General features: G+C 31.1%; 20 protein-coding genes. 4 read left to right on the forward strand and 16 right to left on the reverse strand.

What is annotated here, in order from left to right:
* Positions 1-3: 3 nt before the first annotated feature.
* From BW983_RS16655 to BW983_RS16675, 5 genes are all read right to left on the reverse strand, one after another.
* Complete coding sequence (locus BW983_RS16655; protein ID WP_076553026.1) at positions 4-738, reverse strand: PAAR-like protein; 735 nt, start codon at positions 736-738, stop codon at positions 4-6.
* 85 nt (positions 739-823) lie between these two features.
* A complete protein-coding gene (locus BW983_RS16660) occupies positions 824-1,600 on the reverse strand; it encodes a hypothetical protein (protein ID WP_076553027.1) in 777 nt (258 codons plus the stop codon).
* A gap of 417 nt (positions 1,601-2,017) precedes the next feature.
* Positions 2,018-3,022 carry a hypothetical protein gene (locus BW983_RS24385; protein ID WP_228409031.1) on the reverse strand — a complete coding sequence of 335 codons (1,005 nt, stop codon included), beginning with the start codon at positions 3,020-3,022 and terminating at the stop codon, positions 2,018-2,020.
* Positions 3,023-3,024: 2 nt separating this feature from the next.
* On the reverse strand, positions 3,025-3,981 hold the full coding sequence (locus tag BW983_RS23890; RefSeq protein WP_076553028.1) for a TM2 domain-containing protein: 957 nt from the start codon (positions 3,979-3,981) through the stop codon (positions 3,025-3,027).
* A gap of 271 nt (positions 3,982-4,252) precedes the next feature.
* Positions 4,253-5,410, reverse strand: coding sequence for a site-specific integrase (locus tag BW983_RS16675; protein WP_076553029.1), 1,158 nt, complete (start codon positions 5,408-5,410; stop codon positions 4,253-4,255).
* Positions 5,411-5,924: 514 nt separating this feature from the next.
* Between BW983_RS16675 and BW983_RS16680 the strand changes: the two genes are divergently transcribed.
* From BW983_RS16680 to BW983_RS16695, 4 genes are all read left to right on the forward strand, one after another.
* On the forward strand, positions 5,925-7,148 hold the full coding sequence (locus tag BW983_RS16680; protein WP_076553030.1) for a site-specific integrase: 1,224 nt from the start codon (positions 5,925-5,927) through the stop codon (positions 7,146-7,148).
* A gap of 13 nt (positions 7,149-7,161) precedes the next feature.
* Positions 7,162-8,283, forward strand: a complete 1,122-nt coding sequence (locus tag BW983_RS16685; RefSeq protein ID WP_076553031.1) for a hypothetical protein — start codon at positions 7,162-7,164, stop codon at positions 8,281-8,283.
* A gap of 154 nt (positions 8,284-8,437) precedes the next feature.
* Positions 8,438-8,776, forward strand: coding sequence for a hypothetical protein (locus BW983_RS16690; protein WP_076553032.1), 339 nt, complete (start codon positions 8,438-8,440; stop codon positions 8,774-8,776).
* 165 nt (positions 8,777-8,941) lie between these two features.
* Positions 8,942-10,477: a hypothetical protein gene (locus tag BW983_RS16695; RefSeq protein WP_076553033.1), complete on the forward strand. Its 1,536-nt coding sequence runs from the start codon at positions 8,942-8,944 to the stop codon at positions 10,475-10,477.
* A 42-nt stretch (positions 10,478-10,519) separates the two neighbouring features.
* Here the strand turns inward: BW983_RS16695 and BW983_RS16700 are convergent, their stop codons facing one another.
* The 11 genes from BW983_RS16700 to BW983_RS16750 all read right to left on the reverse strand — a co-directional run bounded on the left by BW983_RS16700 (position 10,520) and on the right by BW983_RS16750 (position 23,259).
* A complete protein-coding gene (locus BW983_RS16700) occupies positions 10,520-11,260 on the reverse strand; it encodes a hypothetical protein (RefSeq protein ID WP_076553034.1) in 741 nt (246 codons plus the stop codon).
* Positions 11,261-11,494: 234 nt separating this feature from the next.
* On the reverse strand, positions 11,495-12,610 hold the full coding sequence (locus BW983_RS16705) for a hypothetical protein (RefSeq protein WP_076553035.1): 1,116 nt from the start codon (positions 12,608-12,610) through the stop codon (positions 11,495-11,497).
* The gene (locus BW983_RS16710) at positions 12,610-15,303 is read right to left on the reverse strand and encodes a hypothetical protein (protein WP_076553036.1); all 2,694 of its coding nucleotides are present in this window, start codon (positions 15,301-15,303) and stop codon (positions 12,610-12,612) included. The genes BW983_RS16705 and BW983_RS16710 overlap by 1 nt, the downstream gene beginning before the upstream one ends.
* 10 nt (positions 15,304-15,313) lie before the next feature.
* Entirely contained in the window at positions 15,314-15,817 is a 504-nt protein-coding gene (locus BW983_RS16715; RefSeq protein WP_076553037.1) for a DUF4280 domain-containing protein, read from the reverse strand.
* Positions 15,818-15,839: 22 nt separating this feature from the next.
* Positions 15,840-16,922, reverse strand: a complete 1,083-nt coding sequence (locus tag BW983_RS16720; RefSeq protein ID WP_076553038.1) for a hypothetical protein — start codon at positions 16,920-16,922, stop codon at positions 15,840-15,842.
* A 254-nt stretch (positions 16,923-17,176) separates the two neighbouring features.
* Positions 17,177-17,626 (reverse strand): hypothetical protein, encoded by a 450-nt coding sequence (locus BW983_RS16725; protein ID WP_076553039.1) that lies wholly within the window; start codon positions 17,624-17,626, stop codon positions 17,177-17,179.
* A 23-nt stretch (positions 17,627-17,649) separates the two neighbouring features.
* Positions 17,650-18,075, reverse strand: a complete 426-nt coding sequence (locus BW983_RS16730) for a hypothetical protein (RefSeq protein ID WP_076553040.1) — start codon at positions 18,073-18,075, stop codon at positions 17,650-17,652.
* 6 nt (positions 18,076-18,081) lie between these two features.
* Complete coding sequence (locus BW983_RS16735; RefSeq protein WP_076553041.1) at positions 18,082-18,573, reverse strand: hypothetical protein; 492 nt, start codon at positions 18,571-18,573, stop codon at positions 18,082-18,084.
* A gap of 687 nt (positions 18,574-19,260) precedes the next feature.
* On the reverse strand, positions 19,261-21,048 hold the full coding sequence (locus BW983_RS16740; RefSeq protein ID WP_076553042.1) for a DUF262 domain-containing protein: 1,788 nt from the start codon (positions 21,046-21,048) through the stop codon (positions 19,261-19,263).
* A 145-nt stretch (positions 21,049-21,193) separates the two neighbouring features.
* Positions 21,194-21,826 (reverse strand): AbiV family abortive infection protein, encoded by a 633-nt coding sequence (locus BW983_RS16745; protein WP_076553043.1) that lies wholly within the window; start codon positions 21,824-21,826, stop codon positions 21,194-21,196.
* Positions 21,827-22,161: 335 nt separating this feature from the next.
* A complete protein-coding gene (locus BW983_RS16750; protein ID WP_076553044.1) occupies positions 22,162-23,259 on the reverse strand; it encodes a restriction endonuclease subunit S in 1,098 nt (365 codons plus the stop codon).
* Positions 23,260-23,264 lie beyond the last annotated feature (5 nt).

Raw genomic sequence — 23,264 nt, forward strand, 5'->3', positions numbered from 1 at the left:
AGCCTACAAATAGTATTGATTATCATCATACTCTGCCTGAAACTCTTCAAAGTTAATTCCTGGCATTACCTGATTTAATAATTCTGCATTGGATTTTTGTACATTGTTACTTCCTAATAAGATCGTCTGCCCATGATGCTGTATTGATATTTTTCCTCCTACTGAACACATAAGGAAAGAAGATTCTACCAACACTTTTTTGTCCATTACTTTTACCTTTTCAAAGGGCTTTTGCCATAGTTCGGCAGGAGAAAAAGTGCAAGGATTGTTATTTTTAACGGCACAATTTCCAAAACATGAATTCCCCTCTTTAAACTGCACATCCTCCAAAGTTGCTGCCCATTTATCATTGCCCTTACTATTGAAAATAGATTTAGTGTGAGAGTTTACTTTCAAGGTAGCTGGGATAGTTCCCTTATCACAAAGACATTTTGCTCCATCTACTATAAAATATTCTTCCTTTCCATGTTGCAGGGTTTCTTTTTTAGTTTGTCTCTTTTCCTCTCTTTCTTTATCTTTTTCGTCTCTTTCTTTTATTTGTAAAAGGGGTTTAGTAGGTTTTTCATTTTCGAGGAGTAGTTCCACTCCCTCTTCTATATAATAACCAATATGCTCTTTAAAATTTGTAATATGGCTATTATGGTAATTTTTTAGTTCAGAAACCGAAATACCATAATCTAAGGCTATACTTTCCAAAGTTTCTCCTTTTTGAACTATGTGTTTTATAGATTCTTTCATCAGATGTTATTTTTAATAAAGATAAAAAAATATGAGCTAATATTTTGTTTTTTATCATCACAAAGGGAATTAAAAATATTATTGACTAATTATTTTCTTCCCAAATTCTGATCTTAATGACTTCTTGATTTTCGGTAAAGTCAAAATGAAATACTATTTCATGGATAGTTTTATCTTCATTTAGCAGAACATATCCTTTTAAGGTATTTTCTTCTTTTTGTAAAGATTTTCCACTAATTAATACTACAGTCTTTCCAGATTCATCATGTACATTCTGAAGTTCCATAAACAACTGATAAGTTTCCTTTGCATCAGGAAATATTGGAAAATCATAATCCAGTTCAAGTATTCTTTCTTTCCCATATTCCCCATAGAGAGGAAAGAAGAAAGTAATAAAAAACCAGTCACATTGGAAACTTTTTAATAAATTCTCAGGGCTTTTATATAAACATTCAACTTTCTGAATAAAGTGAAGTGAAGTATCGTTGTTATAGAGTAGCAGGAGATTAGGCTTTATCTGATTCCAACGAGAAATAATGTCCTTATGATTATCTATTCCTTTAAGGAATCCATATTGGTTTGTGATTAAATTCAGAGGAAATAATGTAGATGAGCAAGTTTCTACCAATTCTCCTATCAGGGTGTCTTCCAGATAGTCTTCATTCATAAAGACATGCTCTCTCTTAATCTTAATGATAGGATTGGAAACTATATCTTTAGTAAGATCATTATATTCAGTATCAAATTCAAAAGCAAGGGATTGGCTTCTGCCTAACATATTCTTGACATATTCGTAGGTATACTTTCTTTGAACAGTGTATGAGGCAGGAGCCTGCAAGGATATTTGAACTGAAGAGCTCATTTTAGAATTTTTTTGTCATTTGGGTTGCAACAAGTTTACGAAATTTTTACAGACTCTGCAAAACTTGGATTATGAATTGAAATGTATTCAATTAGCTCACCAATTTCTTAATAACCATCATTGTTTATTGAATAAATAGAGAGGGGAAGCAAATTCTTAAATATTCTTCTTGTTTTTATGAAACTACTTCAAGTTTAAAAGGCAGGATTTCCCATAGTATTAGGGTTTTTTCCTTTTTAGACGTCATAGAAACCTTTCAGGAAACCCTTACTTGTTTCTTCTTGTATTCTAACTTCTATTTTCACTTCTACTTTACTTGTAATTTCAGTAAAACATATCATGCTTTTACTTGCTTTCTTCTTGTTTTATTTTCCTTTAAAATCTTGATATTCTAAACATACATCCCTTTAGAGAGCATTAAAATGTAACCTTATAAGTTCCCATAGAACTTACATCGGCTTTTTCAGCCTTTACATATTTCTTAATCCAACCAATTGATGTTGATACTATACATGAATCCGAAACCCCTCCCGATTTTCTGGCAGAAACTACATTCCCTGCTTTATCTACAGTATAGGCAATGGTAATAGAACCTCTTGCCGTGCAACTATGAGAAGGTTGTACCCCTCCTCTTCTCATTGTTCCAGGAATAAAACTTATCAATTTTCGGTCAACATCTATTTTACTTTTAGGGTTTTCATTTTCTTGGATTAACTCTTTTTCTCTTCCTTTTATAAGACTCCCAATGGAAGGGTTTTCTTTTTCGTACCCAATATTTTTTTTAGTTTCGGGAGTTTCATTTTTATCAGTCTGATAGTATTTAATTTTTTCAGCTTTCATGAAACCTTCCAAATCTCTGAAAGTGATTTTATCTAAACTATTGGGAATACTCTGAATATATTTCTTGCTATTTTTACATTTTTTGGAAGTAAAATCAATAACATTTCCGTTATCATCTTTGTATATTTCATTTTTTTCCAGTTTCTCCGCTTTTACATTGATATAGGAAACGTAATATTTCACTTGGTTTGCACACGTTGTATCTAACAAAAAGAAATCAAGACTTTTTTCAGCTCCAACCAAGATTCCTTCTTCATTGAAGTAATAATCATAAGAAGTTTTGCTATCTCCAATATGCCCCCATAAATCATCAGATTTACTGATATAGACGATTTTATTATTTTTTCTGAGAATTTTATAGAACATTTCCCACTGATGCTCAAATTCCTCCACAGGATTATCAGTTTTACTTTGCTTTATTCTACCGTCAGTTAGTTTAACATATTCAATTACTTTTGACGGCTGATTTTTCAAAACTTCCTTTACAAATAGCTTTGTTTGCTTTAATTCGTTTTCATAAGAGTTTTGGGAATAAAAGACCGTGGTAATACACAAGGTAATAAGTATAAATAAGTTTTTCATGATTAATTGATTTGTATTGAATCTCCCTGCTTATTTTCAACTTCAGAATTCTGGGATACTTTTTTTTCTCTAGTTTTAGTTTGTGATTGGTTTTCTTCAGAATTAAGTCTTTCAAATTTTTGATATTTATTCGGTGATTCTATTACACTATATTCATAAGGTTTTGTCTTCCGCTCATTTTTATAACTTCCAAACCTTCTGCCTTTCAGACTTTCATCCTCATATATAATCTTTGTATAACCAAAGAAGCCGTAAGCAGTTATCAGATTTTGTTTGTCATTTTCATCTTTATAGACTAATTTCCTTAGCAAAACAAGGTCTTCATCATATACCTTACTATTTTCATAACCATTCTCTGATAGAAATAAAGTTATAAAGCTCTGGGATTGCCTTTCATTGAGCTTCTCACCGGCAAAAAAATCTTTCATACTTTTGAAAAGTTGAGGCTGATAAGCCATAATATCATCAACAATTTTATTTTTCATTTCTGTATTATTGGGCTTTAAGAAGAAAGCAGAAACGCTAAACAAGATTATTATACCAACGATTATATAAAATGAATAACTTTCTCCTGATTGCATTTTTTGAGTGATGTAAAGGTCGTTTACAGCCTTTTTAGAAACATTATTACCACCTGAATTACGACCTTCATCGGGAAACATGATCGAAATATCCCGTAATACCTCTAAAGCAAGATCATTATTATATTGTTCAACCATTCTCGGAATTCTGAAGAGGTCAATAATTGCCCAGATAAAAAAACCTCCCGCGGTAAGGATATATAATATCAGCCAACCCCATTTTTTAAGGTAGGCGTAATGCCAACCTAAAAGAAACCAAAGCAGGTAAGATATTCCTACAGATTTCTTTCGTCTTTCAAATTCGCTAACAAAGATTCGTTGTTGTTCTGAATTCAGCTCTCGAAATTTTTTTTGAATCAGATAAGAGAAATTTCCCACGATTAATAGTTAATGCCGTCAGCTCCAAACAGCCTTAAATATAGACATAGAAAAAGCGTGGAACTAAACCATATTAACTACCGAGGTACTGGTATACCCATACAGACTAATAGGATAGCCCACGCAATGCGTAGGCGTATCACTATTTATTTTGTCTGTATTAAAAATTACCAGTTTTCGGCAGAACAAATAAACAGCTTACGCTTTTATCGTTGAAGTATTTTTATTTTTATATTCTATTTTGCTTTTAACATTCTACAAATTTATAAAATTATCCGTAACGACTTACATCCATTACGTTTCTTAAATTTTTAACATTAGAGTTCGTATAAATCATTGTATTAGCGATTCTTCTATGCCCCAAAAGCTTACTTACTAAAGGTAGAGATACATTTTTATTGTTTACTAGATAGGAAGCAAAGGTATGTCTTCCTACATGGAAGCTAATCTCTTTATCTATCTTACATTCTTCTGCTATTTTTTTTAAAATCCTATTTCCAACCTGATTAGATACTTCAGGAAACACTTTATCGCTCGGCTTCTTCTGAATCATGAATCTTACAAGCAAAGCTCTTATTTGTTTATTTAAAGGAATATCTACAATATGTTTTGTTTTCAACATTTTTTTAGAGATAATTTTATTCTTCCAATCAATATCAGAGATTTTTAGCGAATATAAATCACCATACCTTAATCCTGTACAACAAGATAGCAGGAACATATATTTAGTCGCTTTCATGGTAGCAGAAGTAGTTTTAAATTTTAAGATTTTAAGAACTTCTTCTTCCTCTAAAAATACAGTCTTATGATCTGGAGATTTTACTTTTAAAGATTTTTTACTCTTATAAGGATTATCACCCTTAAACTTTTTATATTCAATAGCTTCGTTAATAATACATTTCAAACATTTATGATGATTGTATAGTCCTCCTTCTCCTATTTCTAATTTCTTTAGATAGTTATTAAATTTTGTTATAAAAACAGAATCTATATCCGAAGTGAATAACTTAGCCTTGAAGTTCTTTAACCGCTTTCTTAGAGTTTCATACTTATATACAGTATCTTCGGCTAATCCTTCTCCCTTCTTCATTTCCAAAACCTCATCAAAAACCGCATAAAAATCATTGTTATTAGTACCTTTTAGAAAATTATCTACTAGTGTAAAGGAAAGAGGAATACCTGCCAAATCATTTTCACGCAGAAACCTTTCTAACTCAAATTTCTCTTTACTTATTTTATCATTCAATAATTTATATCCTTTACCTTTTGCTTCCTCATTCTTCTTATCCCAATCTTTAGGAACAACATTTTCGTTCAAAGTAAAAGTTTTCTTTACAGAATTGATTATTACTTGTAGATAAATCGGAGAGTTTCCGTTTTTTAAAATTTTATCGGTTCTTAGAATAGCCTTAACAGAAAATTTTCCCATGTCGTTATTTTTTAATTATTACAATTTTATATCCTGTAACATTAAAATAATAAGCTAAGATAGAATAAATATTACAAAATTCAAAGATAAAAAATTGATAATCAATATTTTACACAAATATTCAGCTTTAATTTAAAGATAAGGAAATTCTACGACTGGATTTTACATTTTCTTCCCCTTTTTATTCAAAAATAATTCGGGGAGAAAAATAGGGAGCTTTTTTATAACGAAACATGAATAAACATGACGAATAAATTCACTATATAAACATGAAAAAAGCCCCTAAAATAGAGGCTTTTTGATTTTTATGGAAAAGTTCGATTTTCCAAAAAGTGGTCCCACCTGGGCTCGAACCAGGGACCACCTGATTATGAGTAAGGGGTCATGGTATTTACTTTAGCTTACTTTTATTTACAATAATACTGTATTTCAATAACTTATAACAACATTCTATTTTGAGTTTTAACTTATTTTTACTATTTTTGACTTTCAACCTTGACCTATAACTTGACCTATGGCAACAACACAACTAATGCTACGAAATAAACCTAAAACAGACGGAAGTCTTCCAATTGTTTTTAAAGTATATCTAGGCAACAAATCTAAAATTATCACTACTCCATTTTCTGTGCAGGGTAACCAATGGGATACCAAAAATAAGAAAGTAAAATCGTCTCACGGCAAAGCTCGTGAAATTAATGAATCTTTGAAAAAGCTTGACACACGTATTAATGAAGCAATTGTAGAATTAGAATCCGAAGAGCTTGATTATAACTTGGACGACATTGACGCAAGGTTTAGAACGCAATCCGCAAGTAATAAGATAAAATCGATTTCTGTAAAAGATTTTTTTCAGCAGAGAATTGAGGAATTAGATGAACTAAGTAGGTTTGGGTATGCCAAAACAATTAAAGAATCTATGCAATCATTATTCAAATTTGAAAAAAATATTGATTTAAGATTTAAAGATATTGATTTTGAATATTTGGTGAAGTATGAAAACTTTTTAGCAAAATCTTGTAGTAATACAACTATTAGAATCAGAATGACCGATTTAAGGACATTATTTAATCTTGCTATAAGGTCGGGTTATGCAAGAAAAGAAGATTATCCATTTAGAAGTTACAGTATTCAAAAAAGATTGAAAATGCAGTCTCGCAAAATAGCATTGAGTGAAGAACAGTTTGCACTGTTTAAGAGTTTTGATTGTGGAAGTTTCCCCCAATATACTAACACTTACAAAATGTTTTTATTTTCTTATTATGTTGGTGGGATGAACTTTAAAGATATGGCATTTTTAGAATGGGATGATATAAAAGGTAATCGCTTGTATTACACCAGAAGCAAAACAAGTCGGGATTTTAATGTTCCTTTGAGAGTGGAAGCATTGGAGATTTTAGAATATTACAAAAACTATGTAAAACCAGAAGAAGTAAAATATATTTTTCCTGTTATTTTAAGAAACGAACTTACTGACAAACAACTGTTTGGAAGATACAGAAGATGTTTAAGATCATTTAACTCAGAATTAAAATTTATAGCAAAGCAAACAGGAATTGACGAAGATATAACCAGCTATGTAGGGCGACATACTTTTGCTACTCATTTGAAATTCAATAATGTTTCTGCGGATGTGATTAGCCAAATAATGGGACACTCTTCTGTTGCCGTCACAAACTCATATCTGAAAGATTTTGAGGATGATATTATTGATGATGCTTTTAGTAAATTAGTATAAATATTTCTTAAAATTGAAAAACATTAGTAAAAATGATATAAGATCTTACAATAATATAATTAGTGGGATCAGTAAGGGAGGTTTTGACGGTATTAAAAACCTGATTGAACAAAATTTATTTTTGGAATATGGATATATTCAAGATTTCATCCCTGAGCAGTACAATTTAACATATCAAGATCTGAATGATAATGGAAAAATTATTATTCTTAACAACATCATTAAGGAGTTTGATTATGACAGTCAAGTAATAGGAACAAGAGAAGATTTTGAGGATTTTGATTGGCAAAAATCATTATCAATTGAATTCCCAGATATTTATAATGACTCTGCGGATGATATAGAACAAAAAATAAATGAATGGTCGAGTGATTTATCAATATATGAGATTGAGCCATTTTCAAATAGTATTTCGCAGAATAATTTAATGATAGAATGCTACGAATTATTTAAAAACCTCATTAATGATTTAGAAATTGATCCAGTTAGTAAAAATAAAGTCCTCACAGATATTATCAGCAAATTGCAAGACTCTATCATATACAATAATGAATTTTTAGCTACCAACTCTACAAATAAAGATGATATTTATCTACTTACTGAAAAAATGAATTTATTATATCAGCAAGTTTTTACAATGATAGGAAAAGAGTTTTCTCAGTATTTTGAAGTTTCAAATTTTGCAGTTCCAGCGCTTACAGTACCAATTAACACTGTACGACAGACAGTTTTTGGATTAGACTTCGCTTTTATTGAAAAACTACACGAGAGCCTTTCAACAGAAAATTTTATTGATGAATTCTGTACCAAAGAATTGTTTCTACTACATTTTTATATTGACACTATTCCCGTAATACCTATAATATTGCGGGGAAGAAACCAATCTGATATAGGATATTTGATTAATTCATTACGGGAATTCTTCAAAGAAGATTATCAGGACAGTACATTTTTTAATTCTTTCTGGGCAGAAAGATTTTTGTTTCTGACGAACGGGGATTCTCAGATCCCAAAAACAAAAGATAAAAATGGTATTAGTAGGATTATTAGCGAAGTAAAAACAGGCAATAGAAAGTCAACAAAAATCAACATAATCAATAAAATTGTCGAAAATCTTAGAGCCGTTCCGCAGTAATTCCACATAAACTCAACAAAAAATCCTTAAACTCCTTTGTACAGGGAGTTTTTATTTTTTGCGGAATAATGTATTCCTTGACCGTTCCGCATTTCCTACCATACTTTTGTAAGCATATTCAGCAACAAAGCTGGATAATTAAAAAAGAAAAAATATGGTGAAAATCTTAACAGAATTCAAAGAAATGCTTATAAGCATTGCGAGTGATCTAAAAGAATTGAAAGAAACAGTCCGAATATCAACGATTTTGAATAAAGAAGTATTAGACGTAAACGAAGCTGCGGTACTCACAGGATATAAGGTCAGTTATCTTCATAAACTTAGCAGTGTTGGAACTGATTTACCCATTTATTCATCTTCTGGAAATGGGAAACTTTATTTCAAAAGATTAGAACTGCTGGAATGGATGACAAAACACAAAAGAAATAACTTCAATGATTTTCAGAATCAGGTAGATGATTATTTCTCAAAAAAAGGAAAAAAAGTAGCCTAAAATCCTTAATCAGCAATATAAACAATTATTTCACAGACACGGTTTTAATCGCGCGTAAGAAGCCTGTTTGCAAATCTTTTTAAATCTCCAAAAATTTTAACGATTCGAGGTATTAGCCGTAGTAAAGGTACTATGGAGAGCTATTGCTATGCCTTTTTTTAAGTAATGAAAACACAACAATATAAATCAAAACGTAAAATAAATGTAACGGCTTTCTATCACAAAGATTTTAAGTGGAAAGTAGTATTACCTACGATCATTTATAATTATCTTCAGGATAAGCTTCAAGAACAACCTCCATTTAAAGGATTCAAAGAGGATATAGCCTTGTATTACCTTAGCTTAATTATTAGTGTTCCAGCAGGGAAAAAGGGTAAAATATATAAATATGGTTATGTACCATTGTTCGCTCAGGCACTAAAAGATAAAAACTACAGATACAAAGAGTATTTTAGATACTTTCTTGATATTGGTATTCTTGAATATAAGGAGTATTCAACAAGTGCTAAAAAAAGCAAAAGTTTTAGATATAACTTTTCTAATATCAAATTTGAAAGTACTGAATGTGTAAACTTTGAAGTTTTTGAAATTTCTGATGTAAATTTTAATAAAAAGCTGCTGAAAGAAGATCTCTTTAATGACTGTTTTTCATCATGCCCGCAATTATGTACTTGGTTTGATGACGGCCTTCATATTGATTTTGATCGCCTGTGCTATGACATGCAATCGGAATTTTGCTACAACAAATATAATTTGAACTACAATCTATTCAACCCAATCTTATCAAAAGTGTATAACTACTGGTACTCGGCGCTAATGCTGAAAGAACAATGTTTCAGAGTTTCCCGCAAACCTGATTCGGATAATAGACTGCATACTAATTTAACCAATATGCCATCAATGTTCCGTCCGTACATGACTTATCACGGCGAAAATATCCAAAGTCTCGATATTAAAAACTCACAACCCTATTTTATGGTTTTAGTATTGGAGAAGTTAGAGAATAGTAGTGTTAGAAGAATTATAAATAAAGTATTTAATAATAATAATAGTAATATAAGTATGATGATGCAGAAATTAAAGGAAGTTACGTCTAGCAAAGCGTTTCAAGAGGAATTTAGCCCTCTGAAAAATGCTGTGTTGACAGGCCAGTTTTATGAATTTTTAATGCCACTTTTTCCTGATATTAAACCTTTCAAAGTAGTTTCTGGAAGTGCTGGTGAACTAATCGAGTATTATCAACATCGTTTTTTTAATTCCAGCAAAAACCTAATTGAGCTTTGTGAGTTTAAGAGTAAACGAGATTTAATGAAAAGATTGACACTTCAAATTCTGTACACCCCGCTTACAAGACCCTCAAAAGAATATATGATCTTTAAGCTGCATTTTCCGTTGCTTTGTGAGTGTATTGAGACCTTTAAAGCTACTACAGATGAGCCAGGTTCGTTTAAGTTGTTTCCAAAACTTCTGCAACAGGTTGAATCTGATTGTGTACTTGATAAGATCTCGAAGGAACTTTGCAAAAAATATCCTCAAATGCCACTTTGGACAATACATGATTCTTTTTGTACTACTCAGAGTTGGTTTCCGATCATGGAAACCGCTGTTAAGGAATTGTTTTTAAGCTATTCTGGCGGCATTTTACCGAGTTTTAAATGTGATCCATGGTGTAAGGATTGTGAGTGCCTGAAAGTGGCTTAAAATCAAAATGATTGGTTTACCATAACTATAATTGTAAGCCAATTATTTAACCTCACTTAGTAATTTAATAAGTTCTTCAATTTTTTCTACAGCATTATTTTCAAGTTCTTTTGAACTGCTATCTATTTTTTCTAAGAATTTAGAAACGATTACTTCAGTAAAAGTGAACATCCCATTTATAATATCCATAAATTTTAAAATCAAATCAATCTCTTTTTCTAAGTCTAATTTTATCATCATGTCGTAAACTAACAAGGGATTATCGTCATAATGAACGGCAAGGTCTCTATTGATTTTGATTACTTGAAAATCGAATTGCAAAAAAGAATCTAATTTTTTAGTTATCTGATTATAGTTATCTTTTAGATATGGCAAATCATTATAAATTAGAGGTTTTATTTCTTTAATCCAAAATGATTTATTTCTATATTTTGATATAACATCTCCCTTTTCGTTAATTTTAATAAAATTATAGATTTTCTTAAATCCTTCACTTATAATTATAAAAAAAGTTCTAACTGCAAATTTTTCTTCATATAGAGTCTTTGCATTGTTGTAAATATTGAGAGTACTACAAATATCACCGAATAAGAACCCGATAAATAGTCTATATCTGAGAACATTTACTAATGTAGACAAATAATTTAACGATATGCCATCCTCTTTTAATTTCATATCAATTGCTTCGTATTTACGAATTAGTCCATTTATCAGTTCAATATCATCAATAGTAGATTGTAATTGTTCGTGTGTTCTCTGCTTAAGTGAGTCGGTTTTGTTCATCCTATTATTTTATTAATTTTACTGGTGTTTCAATTTTAACTCGACTGATTTTTTCTTTTTGAGTTGTAAACAAAACTAAAGAACGGATAACAATAATTATTATGCTTTGTAATTTTTCCAGATTTCTAAAATTTTTGCAGGATTTTCTCTAAACTCCTCTTGAATCTTAATTAAATTATCAAAACTTTGCCTGTTGTATTGTTCGTAATTCATTTTGTGTTTATTGTCTTTTAATTACTGGGGAGAGTCTGGAACATCATCACTTGATTTTGCCCAACGTATTGGGTAGCCATTTTTAGTTTCTTTTAAATCGGTACGTTCCATTTTTATCAAATCACTTTTTATATAATATTTATCTTTCTCTTTGTAGATAACCGCTAAAGGATCTATAGTTGATTGGTTATTATCAAAAATATATAACTTATTGTCTGTGGATTTGTAGTTAATTTTATAATTAAATTGAATATCTCCACTAAATCCAAATTCATTATAATCCTTAGAAATATTTATGTAGTAGTTTCCTTGTTTTTCGCTGTCAATATTATAAGGATAAAGCCAGTAAATACCATCCCAATTTATTTTTTGAGTTATCATTGAATTCTTAGATAAATCTTCTACTTTTTCTTTATCTTTTTTAAATACTACTACATAATTTTTTGATGAATCAAGATCTTTAATATCAATGATTATAGATTTATAATCTGGAACCGTAATCAGATCTTTTTCTAAATCTAAGCTAAGTAGATGATTATTATCTATTTTTTTAATCTTGGAATAATTTTCATAGTCTGCAGGACAACAGGATTTCAAATCATTCTCTGTCATACCTCCGTAATATTTTATAAAAGTATTATATGATTGATTATAAATTTTTTGTTTATTCGTTTTTACAAAATTTTGAACCCCAATATCATTGTAAATCTTTTCAAATGAGGGAAGAATTGATCCTGAATTTATTTTTTTTGAAATAATATAACTTATAGGTAAATAATTTGATTCTTTTTCATTCCCCATAAAATTAAAACTAATATCATATTTTACATTAATATCAGTCTTGTGATTACTTAAAACTTTTATGTTTTTTCCATCAATATTATCTGATTCTAAAAATTGCTTAGTAATATAGATTGTATCATGCTTGTTTATAACTTCATAATCTTCATCAATGCTTTCATCTATGGATGTTAATTCACCAATTGATACATTCAAATCATTATTAATTTTAATGTTTAAATAATTTTTTGACTCTGTTGGGAGTTTTCCAGATGCTTGATTAATTTCTTTCTGATTATTTTTTTGGCAGCTAAATATTGAAAAAAAACCAATTAATAAGCCGATTAAATATTTCATTACTTTATTATTTTAACATTTAAAGATACAACTGTTTCTAATTTTATATTATTTAAGCCTAAATGACCGTGATCATTATGAGCTGGTACAGCTGGATTTACACCGTATTTTTTATATTCCGACATTCCTGTTGCATAATTTTTTTGAAAACCATATTTATATGCTATAGCAAAAAAAGTTGCATTTTTATCTTTATCAAAAGTACTAGATGTATTGGTTCCATGAAAACTTTTCCCTGATTTATTTAAGTATCTAAAGTCAATGTTTTGACCCGATTGTTTACCTAAGTGCCCGTGTCCTTTATGATGTTTTGAACCTTCTTCCCATGGATCGCTACCATTTGAAGAAGACATATCCCCAAGATGAATCTCCCATCCCTTATCATTAATTTCATTAATTACACCAAATAATGCAGCAGCAGTTTCTGGTTTAAGATAATGATCTCCTTCCCCGACTACTTCTATACTAGATTTGCCACCTTTGTCAGCTGTTCCATATCTGTTAAATCCTTGGCCTGAATCAGGAAATCTAACTACTCCAGACTTATTTTTATTTAATGTACCAATTTTTTTAAATTCATTGCTTCCTTCTTTAGTTTGAACGTAATAATCTATGGTCGTGTTTGATTCTATATACTTAATGCTGCCATCTCTATATGCGTAATATCCCGCATTTGCCTTTTCATTTGTTGTTTTATTATCATTTATTTCTGCACATGAGAATGATTTAACTCTATTTTCTTTTCCTAATTCTTTCCAATATTTTAGACGGGGGCGAAGTTCTCCTTTTGTGATCTCTCCGTTTGCTCTATTTGAATCTTTTTTTAATCGATTTATTGCTATTTTTTCATTCTCATCATAATACTCATATTCTGCACTTTTATTTTTATCATAAAAATCATTTTTATTTTTTTTGTCTCGTGCTAAACTATAACATACAAAACTATCAGCTTGCCCCACAGCTGCTGGACACCAAATTGTCATGTACATATCTAATGAATCTTTTATATTTTTTTTATATTTCTCCATCCACATTTTGAAATAGAACTTAACATAATCCAATTGTTTAACAGGTGTCAAATCTCTAAGATACTCTTTAGTTATATTTTTACCACCATTATATCCTGTCTCATTCATTGCTGTAATAGCTCCATATTTACCACTTGTGAATTGAACTAAGCCTGTTGCGTTAGGATAACCCTTATTTGATAAAAAAGAATGTTGGGTTTCAAGGGCCATACAAGTCATTAGTTCATTGGCCATTTCTACTTTTTTACTTTCTCCCCATAATTCAGAGCAAATTTGTACAACCTTTTTTCTAAATTCACAACTTACTTTTTCTCCCCAAACCAGATCTTTATACTGTTCTTTACAAACACAGCTAGTTGTAGCTTTGCCTTGTTGGGGTTTATCCACTGCCACGGGACTATTACCTTTTGGTATTTCTGTAGGAGTAGCATCTGCACTCACAGGCATCACGGCAGATTTTACGGAAGTATCATTGTGTATTACTTCTATAAAATAATCCTGTCTACTGCTATCAGTGCCAATTCCTTTGGCTTTGTCAAACATTTCTTTTGTTAACAATACTCCTACAAAACTAGTATCCCCAACCAACACCCAATCCTTTTCATAAATTAAATCAGTAGTCCAACTGAAATTGTCTTCCTCCCATATTTTGATCTTTACTTTTTTATTCTTCATCTCCTTTGCCATAATTTTTACAGCTACAGCTGTTCCAACTTTGGAAGAATGGAGTTTGTTTCCTTTTCCATCAACAAATTCAGCACTTAGTATCTTTCCTTGTGGATCATCACTCTTTTTTCCGCCTGTGGTGACTGGAAATTTTGCTGAATTCCCATCAGGTTTAGGTTTGGGCTTTTCTGGAGCAGGAGTTGTTTTAGGTTTTGGTGGTGCGGGAGTATGCCCCTTAGGAACCTCTCTTTTTCCTGGAGGTTCTGGATTATAAGTAGGGTTAACTACATTAACGTTAGGACTTGCTTTTTGTATATGTTTACTAACCACATCAGCCGTTACATAATATTCGTGAGTTGCTCCCTCACTTTTATCGCCTGATGCAGTGCGTGCATTGGCTATCATTACAGCCATTGTGTAAAAAGGCAGTCTGAAAACAGCTTCTGCCATTCCTTTTTCATTTACTCTGCTAAGAACGGGGACAGGATTTATTTTATTCAAAGCATTTACTGTAGGATTATGTCCTTCGCCCTGAGCATCATCTTCCCAAAGAGTAAAAGCAATATTCATCTCGAACATCTCTACACAATATGCCCTTGCAATAATGGTATCTTTATAGCTTAGCTTTTTACCTTTTGGAATAGGTTTATAGTTAGCGTCCAGAAGTTCCACCCTGGTTATTTTAGGTTCTTTAGCCCTTTGTGGATGTACAATCAGTTCTCCATAGTCTTCGCCCTGACGTACAATGATCTTTATTCCTTTATGAAATAAACTCTTCTGCCCGAAAATATAAGGAACCATTTGACCTTCTTTATCACTTCCTCCTTTTCTCCAACCTGTTTTGGTCTGTACCATCACTTCCCAATGGGGTTTGGGTACTTGCAAAGGGTTTTTAATAGGTTGCAAAGGATTCAGCCAGCCATTTATTGTAGTGACAGAATACATTTCCTGTTTTCCTATCACAGGTTTATCGTTTCCGATGATTGTTAATTTTCCCATATTTGTGTGTTTATTCGCAGATGATTACATCTTCTTCCTGTTCATCCTGAAATTCTTTGTAATCAAGTAACGGGTTAATATTCTGCTGCTGTTTTGGATCTGCATTCCTAACATTCTGCTGGGTTACCTCCGCAACTTGCCCATGTTCTTTTATGGTTATTTTTCCTCCTGTTGCACACATCAATTCAGAAAGTTCCGTGACACAACTTTTGTTCATGATCTTAGTTTTCTCATAAGGTTTTTGCCATTTTCCAGCAGGAGCAAAAGCACAAGGTAAATAACCACCTGAACTTGGTTTCAGCTTGCACTGCCCAAAGCTAGGGCCAGATGGAGTAAACTGTAGATCATCTTCTGTAACGGCTAAATAATCAGCTTGTCCTTCTTTATTATTCCAATAATGTTTCTGGTGTGAGGTTACTTTGAACTGAGGAAACTGATTGCCTTGATTACACTGGGCTTTTCCTTTTTGAATCACGAAATATTTACCATCGTGAGGGGATGAATTTTCTGACATCGTATTGTGATTTTGGTGTTTTTCAAATGTAATAATTATCTGTAATTCTTTCTAATAAAAAATCTTCTCTTCGGGTGTTTTCATTACCGAAATATTGAAACCTTGCTTCAATTTTATACAATGATAAATTTTCTCGGTTAAAAAGATATTCTGCAAAATGTTCACAATCTATAGGCTTCTTTTCTATATCTGTTTTCTCATCAAACTTGGAATCTACAAAGTGTAATCCTTCCAGATTTCGACTATCAATAGAAGTACCTTTTTGCTGAATCTTTACTCTTTCATCATCTACAATATCTTTAGATGATAATATGTTTTGAAATTCAAATCGTATCGGCTGGACATCAAAGATCCAAGGATAAAAATCATAATAAAGATTTGAATTTGTCCAATTTCCTAATTGCGTTCTGTAGAATGCACCAAACATAAAAGAATTAAATAACGTATTTTTAAACTTCTGTGAAATGATTTCTGGACTTTCAATGATGCCTTTCATCTTTTTAATATATTCAAAGGAATATTGATCTGGAAAAAACTTCTTTATGGAATCCAATTCAGAAACAATATCTTCTGTTTTCTTTGTTAGTGCTATATCAATAAGCTTCCCCTCAGTATCTATAATATATCGGACTGGATATATAACCTCTATGCACATTTTTGCAAGGGTGCCCACTTTGGAATCTGAAATGTCCTCATTTTTTCTAAAGTCAAATGCTGAGAAAAGAAAGTGATAATATCCATTTTTAATTCCTTCAAGATCTAATCTTACTTTCTTTTCATACTTCGCAAGGATTGTATCATCGGAGTAGGTAGTCTGGGTAATTTGATAATTTCCTTTCCAGAGTTTAAAGTCAAAAGGGAATTTTCCTTTAGCTGGGAAATCATAAAAGCTTTGATTATTGTCTCTGATTTTTTTGTTGAGTTCAAGGATTTCAGATGATGATGGAATATAGATTTTCATTCCCTGAACAATATCCCCCTCAAAACGTTCGGACAAAGAACAGTTTCGGTTATGATAGTCCCTTAAATACTCAGGGTTTTCAAGCTGTATCTCACTACAGAGATCAGTAAGGGATTGTCCTGATTTGGTGTAATAAATTATCATTTGGATTTGTGTCTTTTTATGTTTGCAAGTATACTTAAAATTGTTTAAAAGTTATATAGGTATTTTCCCCATACTTTGAATTAATATTTCCTGTTAGGATTGATTGGGTGGATTGAAATTTGATTAGTATAGAATATTGTAATGTGAAAATTGTAGTATGTTTTGGTACTATGTTGCAGATTTTTATACCTGTTTATTCATGGGTGTTGTATAAAATAAAGCCCTGATTGAAACTGGATCAATCAAGGCTTTTTTTAGAACTTCATCAAAGTATTCCATGTGTTACTTACGTTATCTTTCCATTGAATCTGAGTAGCAGAGATCTTTTTGAATTCAAAGCTTTGTACTGTTCCAGTCGCTTTATAGTTTATCGAAAATTTATATTCATTCTCAGTAATAAACTCGGTAGTACTTGCTCCCTTTGGTGTTGAATTTATTATACCTGTCATACTTTGCTCAGTTCCCGTAACAAGCATTACAAAATCTTGGGTTGTGAATTTATAGATCTTTTGAGCCGTTGTACTGTTACTAACTCCCCAAGTACCTTGAATCCATGCTGGAGGGTGAAAGTAGGGAGTTAATTGCGGATTAGATGGTTGTGGATTGTTTACAGGTGTATCATCTTCGTTATTACTGCCAGAACAGTTTACAGTTAGTAATGATAGTGCTGTTAGCGACAATGCTAAAAATAGTTGTTTTTTCATATTGATAATCTTTTATAGGTTTGTTATGCTGATAATTTCAATCGGTATCTTTTAAATAATAGGATTATACAGATGTAAATAATCCAGATTAGGATTAGAAATTTATAGTCACTAAAAACAGCTTTTAGATATAGTACTCCTTTATTAGAATATCTTTTAAAGTCTGAATCATACAATAACTCACTGCACATCATTCCGTTTGTTGGTAGATCTATTCTAGTTCCAAAAGGTGTTATTTGATATAATGCACCTACGGGAGTTGTTCGGGTATCATACTCTCCATTTAAAATAATCTTATGACCATAATCAATCACTGGATTACTTAGGTTTGGGATATAAGAAAATGTACTAAAGTGTTCTATTATAAAAACAGTTAAAAGGGCGAATGTGAAACCTAGAATAATTGAATCAAGTACATTATGATTTATGTTGATAGTCTTCTTTTCCATACTATACTATTCTGAGATTAAGAAACTATTTCTCTTTGCGCTGGCTTCTTTGTAACTGCTAAAAACAAATGTTTCCTTTTTTTTAACTCTTCCGTTGAATAGTTGTGCTCCAGAAGATTTAAGATATTCTGCTAATACCTGATCTTCTAATCTTGCTTTTTCATCCTCAGTTAAACTTTTTATTTCCTGGATTCCTGAAACGAAATTTCCTTGTTGGATTTTCATTCCTTTATCTTCTTCAATTTCAAGTCTCACGAAGATGTACTGTGTGGCTATAGATGCACTTGTAGTAGTTTGTTTTGATCTAAGAGGATCTATGGAGTCTTGGTGGGCTTCCATTTTACGATCTATTTCTTCAAACTGGATTTTGGCATTGGCTCTTGCTCTTGTTAGGAGTGAATCTATATGCGGATCGTCTCCTGTTGTAATTTTTGGTTTAGGGTTTTCACATGACAGGCATAATACTGCTAGTAGTAAGGGTAGAAAAGATTTTTTCATAAGTGATTTGTTTCATCACTCAGTCCCAAAGTGAAAGGTTATTAAATGCGAAAGCGTGGGACTAAACTCAATTTGCTATAGGAGGTTCTGACAAAACCATGTAACACAAACAAGTAATAGCCCGCACGCCATAGCACGGGCATCAACTGTTTATTCTATGTTACATTTTTGAAATTGTCAGATTTCCTATAACAGAATAAACGCTAACGCTTTATTTTTTTTCGCTAAAATTTGAGGTGCTAATATAAGAATTTTTGTAATTATATAACAGTTTGTTTTTTTTGTGGAAATACAACCGTTCGTGCATCATCACCCACTAAAAAGAGGCTGTATCAAAAGCACCCCCTCTCTCGGACTCCTGTCTGACAACTTTTGTTGTTTAGGAGATTCTCAGAGCGTTGGTTTACCTTTTGAGACAGCCTCTTCTCTTTAAAATATTTTTATGATAAACCTTTAATAGCAGAAAAAGCTAACGAAGCTGGAGTTTATCCTGAGCTGGTAAAAGGGGTGAACAGGGTTTTCGTTTTGGCTTTGCAAGCTCATCGGTTCGGGGCTTGGTGATAGTGGCGAAAAAATAAGTACAAACTTTCAATTTTGCACTAATATAAGCAAAAGCCAATAGAAATACTGAATTTCAACTTTGTACTTAACTCGCCATTTCGCTAAATCCTTAGTGGCAGTGCTTTATCATACTTCAATTTTCCATATATCTTTTGATAAATCTAATAGCATATTTTGCCTTTCAATTATACTTTCTTTATTCCAAGTTTCAAAAGATTTAAGTTTTTGATTTAATCTTGTTACAGAAGAGTTTACTCCAATATTATCTAATCCTGAAAGTGATTTTGAAAGATAGAATGGAGATTTTGCATATTCATTAACTTTTTTAGAATAAAAATCATTGCTCACCACAATATTCATTGTCTTTTCGAGTAATGTAAGATTTCCCAATCTTATTTTTAGATCATCATATTCTTCGCCAATTTCAACTCTTAATTCTTGCGCAGGATTAAAAGGTAAAATGTGTTCAATTTCTACTCCTTTAGTAATATAATTGTCTAAAACCTGTGGAATGTATGTACCAAGGCGTTCTTGGTCTAAATATTGTGCTATTTTTGCTAAAATATATCGTATTCTATATTGTTGTAAATTATTTTGCCTTGTTTCCAAAAACGCAACTTTATATTCATTTTCTTTTGCATCAATAACTGGTGCAATGTTTTCTCTGACAAAATTTATTAATTCTTGTTGCGAAGTGATTTTTAATATAGACTTTGCCCATTTTGAGAAATTTCTCTCAAATTCTTTTGTTTGTTCCTTTGTAATAAAATAATAGAAAACCAATGTTTCAATTTGTTTAGCAAAGTAATTGAATTGGTCTTGTGGTAGATTTCTCCCTGCTAAAAGCAAAATTAAATGTTGCTTGAATGCCCCACCACCAAGTTTTGAAATGTTATCAAGATAAACATTTTTACTTCCATCTTTGTTTAAACCTTTAAAGAAATTAATATAGCAATTCGCATTTTCTAGAAGTAATTCCACAAATTCAAATGGTTTTTTTTCATAGTTACATTGTGCAATATTTTCAGGTTTTATAAACCATTTGTAGATTTCTTCTTCACGAATAATTTCTTCTCCTCTTTGATTATTCACCTTGTAATTAGACATTATAAAATATCGGAGAAAACGCAAAGGTTTTTCGTTATTTTTCTCAAGGATCTTAATTAATGTTTTCCACTTATCTTTTAGTGAATTGAAATCATTTCTGTCAACCTGTCTAAAAAGTAAATTTTTCAGTAAATCCATTGGGTTTAGCCCTACACCTCTTTCATTTATTGTTTCAAAGATTTTAAGTGCATCGTTGATTTCAGGCGTTTCAATTTGTATAAATTTCAGCTTTCTATAAATGTAAACAAAGAATTTTTTTAGAAGGATTGGGTCTTCATCTTCTTTAAACTTATTTTTAAGAAAATTTATGACACTTTCGTAAGAATTGTAAAGTCTTTCTGCTGAACCTTTGAGGTTTTCTGGTCGTTCTAAATTGTTAGCAATTTTAGAGAGAACATCAGAACTGTCTTTATATTGTAATTCCAATTTATAGCAATCAACACTATCACCCAAAGAATTTACCGTTTTATCTTTTATCATTCTTTCAATTGTGTCTGTATCAATCTCTCTTTCTTTATAAATTTGCTTAAAAGCACAAATAATTAGAAATATTGAAGTAGTTCTTTGTTGCCCATCAATAAGTTCATAAAATCCGTCATTATTTTTAAAAACAACAGTGCTACCAATAAAATATTCTTTATTTGGATTAAAATCAAACTCTTCAAAAATATCATCTAATAGTTGATTAATTTGAATTTCTGTCCAAACATATTCTCTTTGATATTCAGGTACAACATAAAAATTTTTAAAACAATTTTCTACATCCAAATAGTTGAATTGGATTTGAATATTTGCATTGTTGGTCATTGGATAATTTTATTTTTTGTAATTATTAGAGTTGTTTTATAGCATTGCCACTAACGGAAAAATAGCGGTGGCAAAGTAAGCGAGGATTTTCAATTCCGTGATAATCCCCTCCATTTTGCCAATACAATGTTATCTGTTTTATTTATTATTTACCTTTCAATAATTTTGATTTTATTTTCCACTTTTTCTTTAGCTCATTTAATAAATCGGTATTTAATATGGTGTATTTTTCATAAGGTCCATAATAATGTTCGTTATTAATATTATTCAAGCATTGATTTAATAGGCATTGGTTATTTAGAGCAATGATTTCAGATGCATCTTTTTGTTTTATTTGTTTTGTCGGAATTAGAATTTTTGATTTTGTATTTATTTTTCTTCTTTCTCTTTCCAAACCAACATATATAGATTTTTGCTTTTTAAATTCCAAATTTGAAGTACTTGCAAAGTCATAAAATTCTTTGTCAAGAGAATGAAAATTTTGATTAATAAATGCAAAGTGTTTACTTGTATGAATATATAATAATTTAATCCAATTTTGCTCATCTTCTCCATCTGGTTCAGGTAGTCCGTTGTTTGTAGTTGAAACGTCTACATAATGATCAATCCAACCTGATTTTGCTATTTCTTCTAAAGAAAGAACACTTAATTGATAAGCTGAAGGATAAGATTTATTTTCAAATAATAAAATTGAATCCTTATGTAGACGGAGGGCGTTTTTAATTGATTCGACTGATAATTTTTCAAATTTTTTTATTCTTCGGCTTACTTTTGACATTGGAAAATTGGCTGTGAGTTTGTGTAAAATTACAGATAACGGTTCGGGGCTTGACGATAGTGGCGGATATAGAAGTACTTACTTTCAATTTTGTACCACTATTAGCAAAAGCTTTTTCTTCTTGGCTAATATATAAAAAAAGCAAATAAAAAAGGCTTTTGCGGATAAGAATGACAGAACTTTATATTAAAGACTTAACCCGCCATTTTGCCAAACCCTTGTTACGCGATCGCCCTGCTTGTTTTCTGCCTTTTCAGTTTTTAAGGAGGGTGGTAGTTTTTAATTTCGGATAAAAAAAAGAGGCTGCCTAAACTTTTTGGACAGCCTCGTATTCTTTAATTATTGGTAACAGCTTTGGTTGTTGCAATTTTTTTATCGGCGTATGGTACGACATCTTTTATAACGAGCTTTCGTATGGCGGTCATAAATACTTCCATTAGCTCATAGTTTGGCTTTTTACTTAGAGTAGGTAATGAAATATTTAGTTCGTCAGCATCTTTTGCATAAAAATTTCTACCATAATGATATTGCCCATTATATGAACTTTTGTGTATAGCCGAGGTTACAAAAAGAGATGCTCCTTTTACTAATTTATTGGTATATACTACAGCCACATGGTCATCTGCACCATATTCATAATTTCGGTATTTCGCAGAACCAAACATATCAATTGTTGTGGTATTTTTTGGAAAGATTGTTACATCATTTCCTATAAAAGCAGAAATACCTTGGTCTGCTTCTCCCGCTGTTGCAAATGGTAAATTACCAGCTATTCTATCTGAACTTTTCAATCTTTTCCCTCGTGTTGATTTACCAAATAATTTTTCAACATTATAGGTTTCCCAATTAAAGTTATCATTTTCGAAGTCTTGTAGTACCTTTTCTTCTTGGGGTGTAAGAGTATAATCTTTTAGTCCTGTCGCAGATAGGTACGCCTCCAGCTCCGCTATACGCTCCGCTTCCAGCTCCGCTATAAACGATTCCATAAAATCAAAATCTATTGCTCCGTTTTTGGTTGGGAGTTGGATTATTGTTTGGTTCATTGCATCTCTATTAAACTTATTACCATAGTCAAATTTCTTTGATGTTGCAACTCTAGAAGCTGATATAATTACACTTGCAATAGCTTTATTGAATGGTTTAAATTTAGGTACGAGATGTTGAATATGCGAGTAACCAATAAAATCTAAATCTTGATAAAACATGGTTTCAGCCCCCATTGTAGTATCTGAACATGTCAATGTATTACCAATATTCAATGCAGGTAAATTAGAATATCCCATAATACCGTTATCTGTTGATGAATTTGATATTAAAGGTACTTTTCCATTATGTGAAATTATTTCGTTATTAGTAAGACGATAATATTTTGTAGGATTGATATCGAACAAAATATCTAATCTATATTCCCCCCACTCAACATTTTGAAGCAATTTGT

The sequence above is a fragment of the Chryseobacterium ureilyticum genome (assembly GCF_900156735.1).
GTDB lineage: Bacteria > Bacteroidota > Bacteroidia > Flavobacteriales > Weeksellaceae > Chryseobacterium > Chryseobacterium ureilyticum.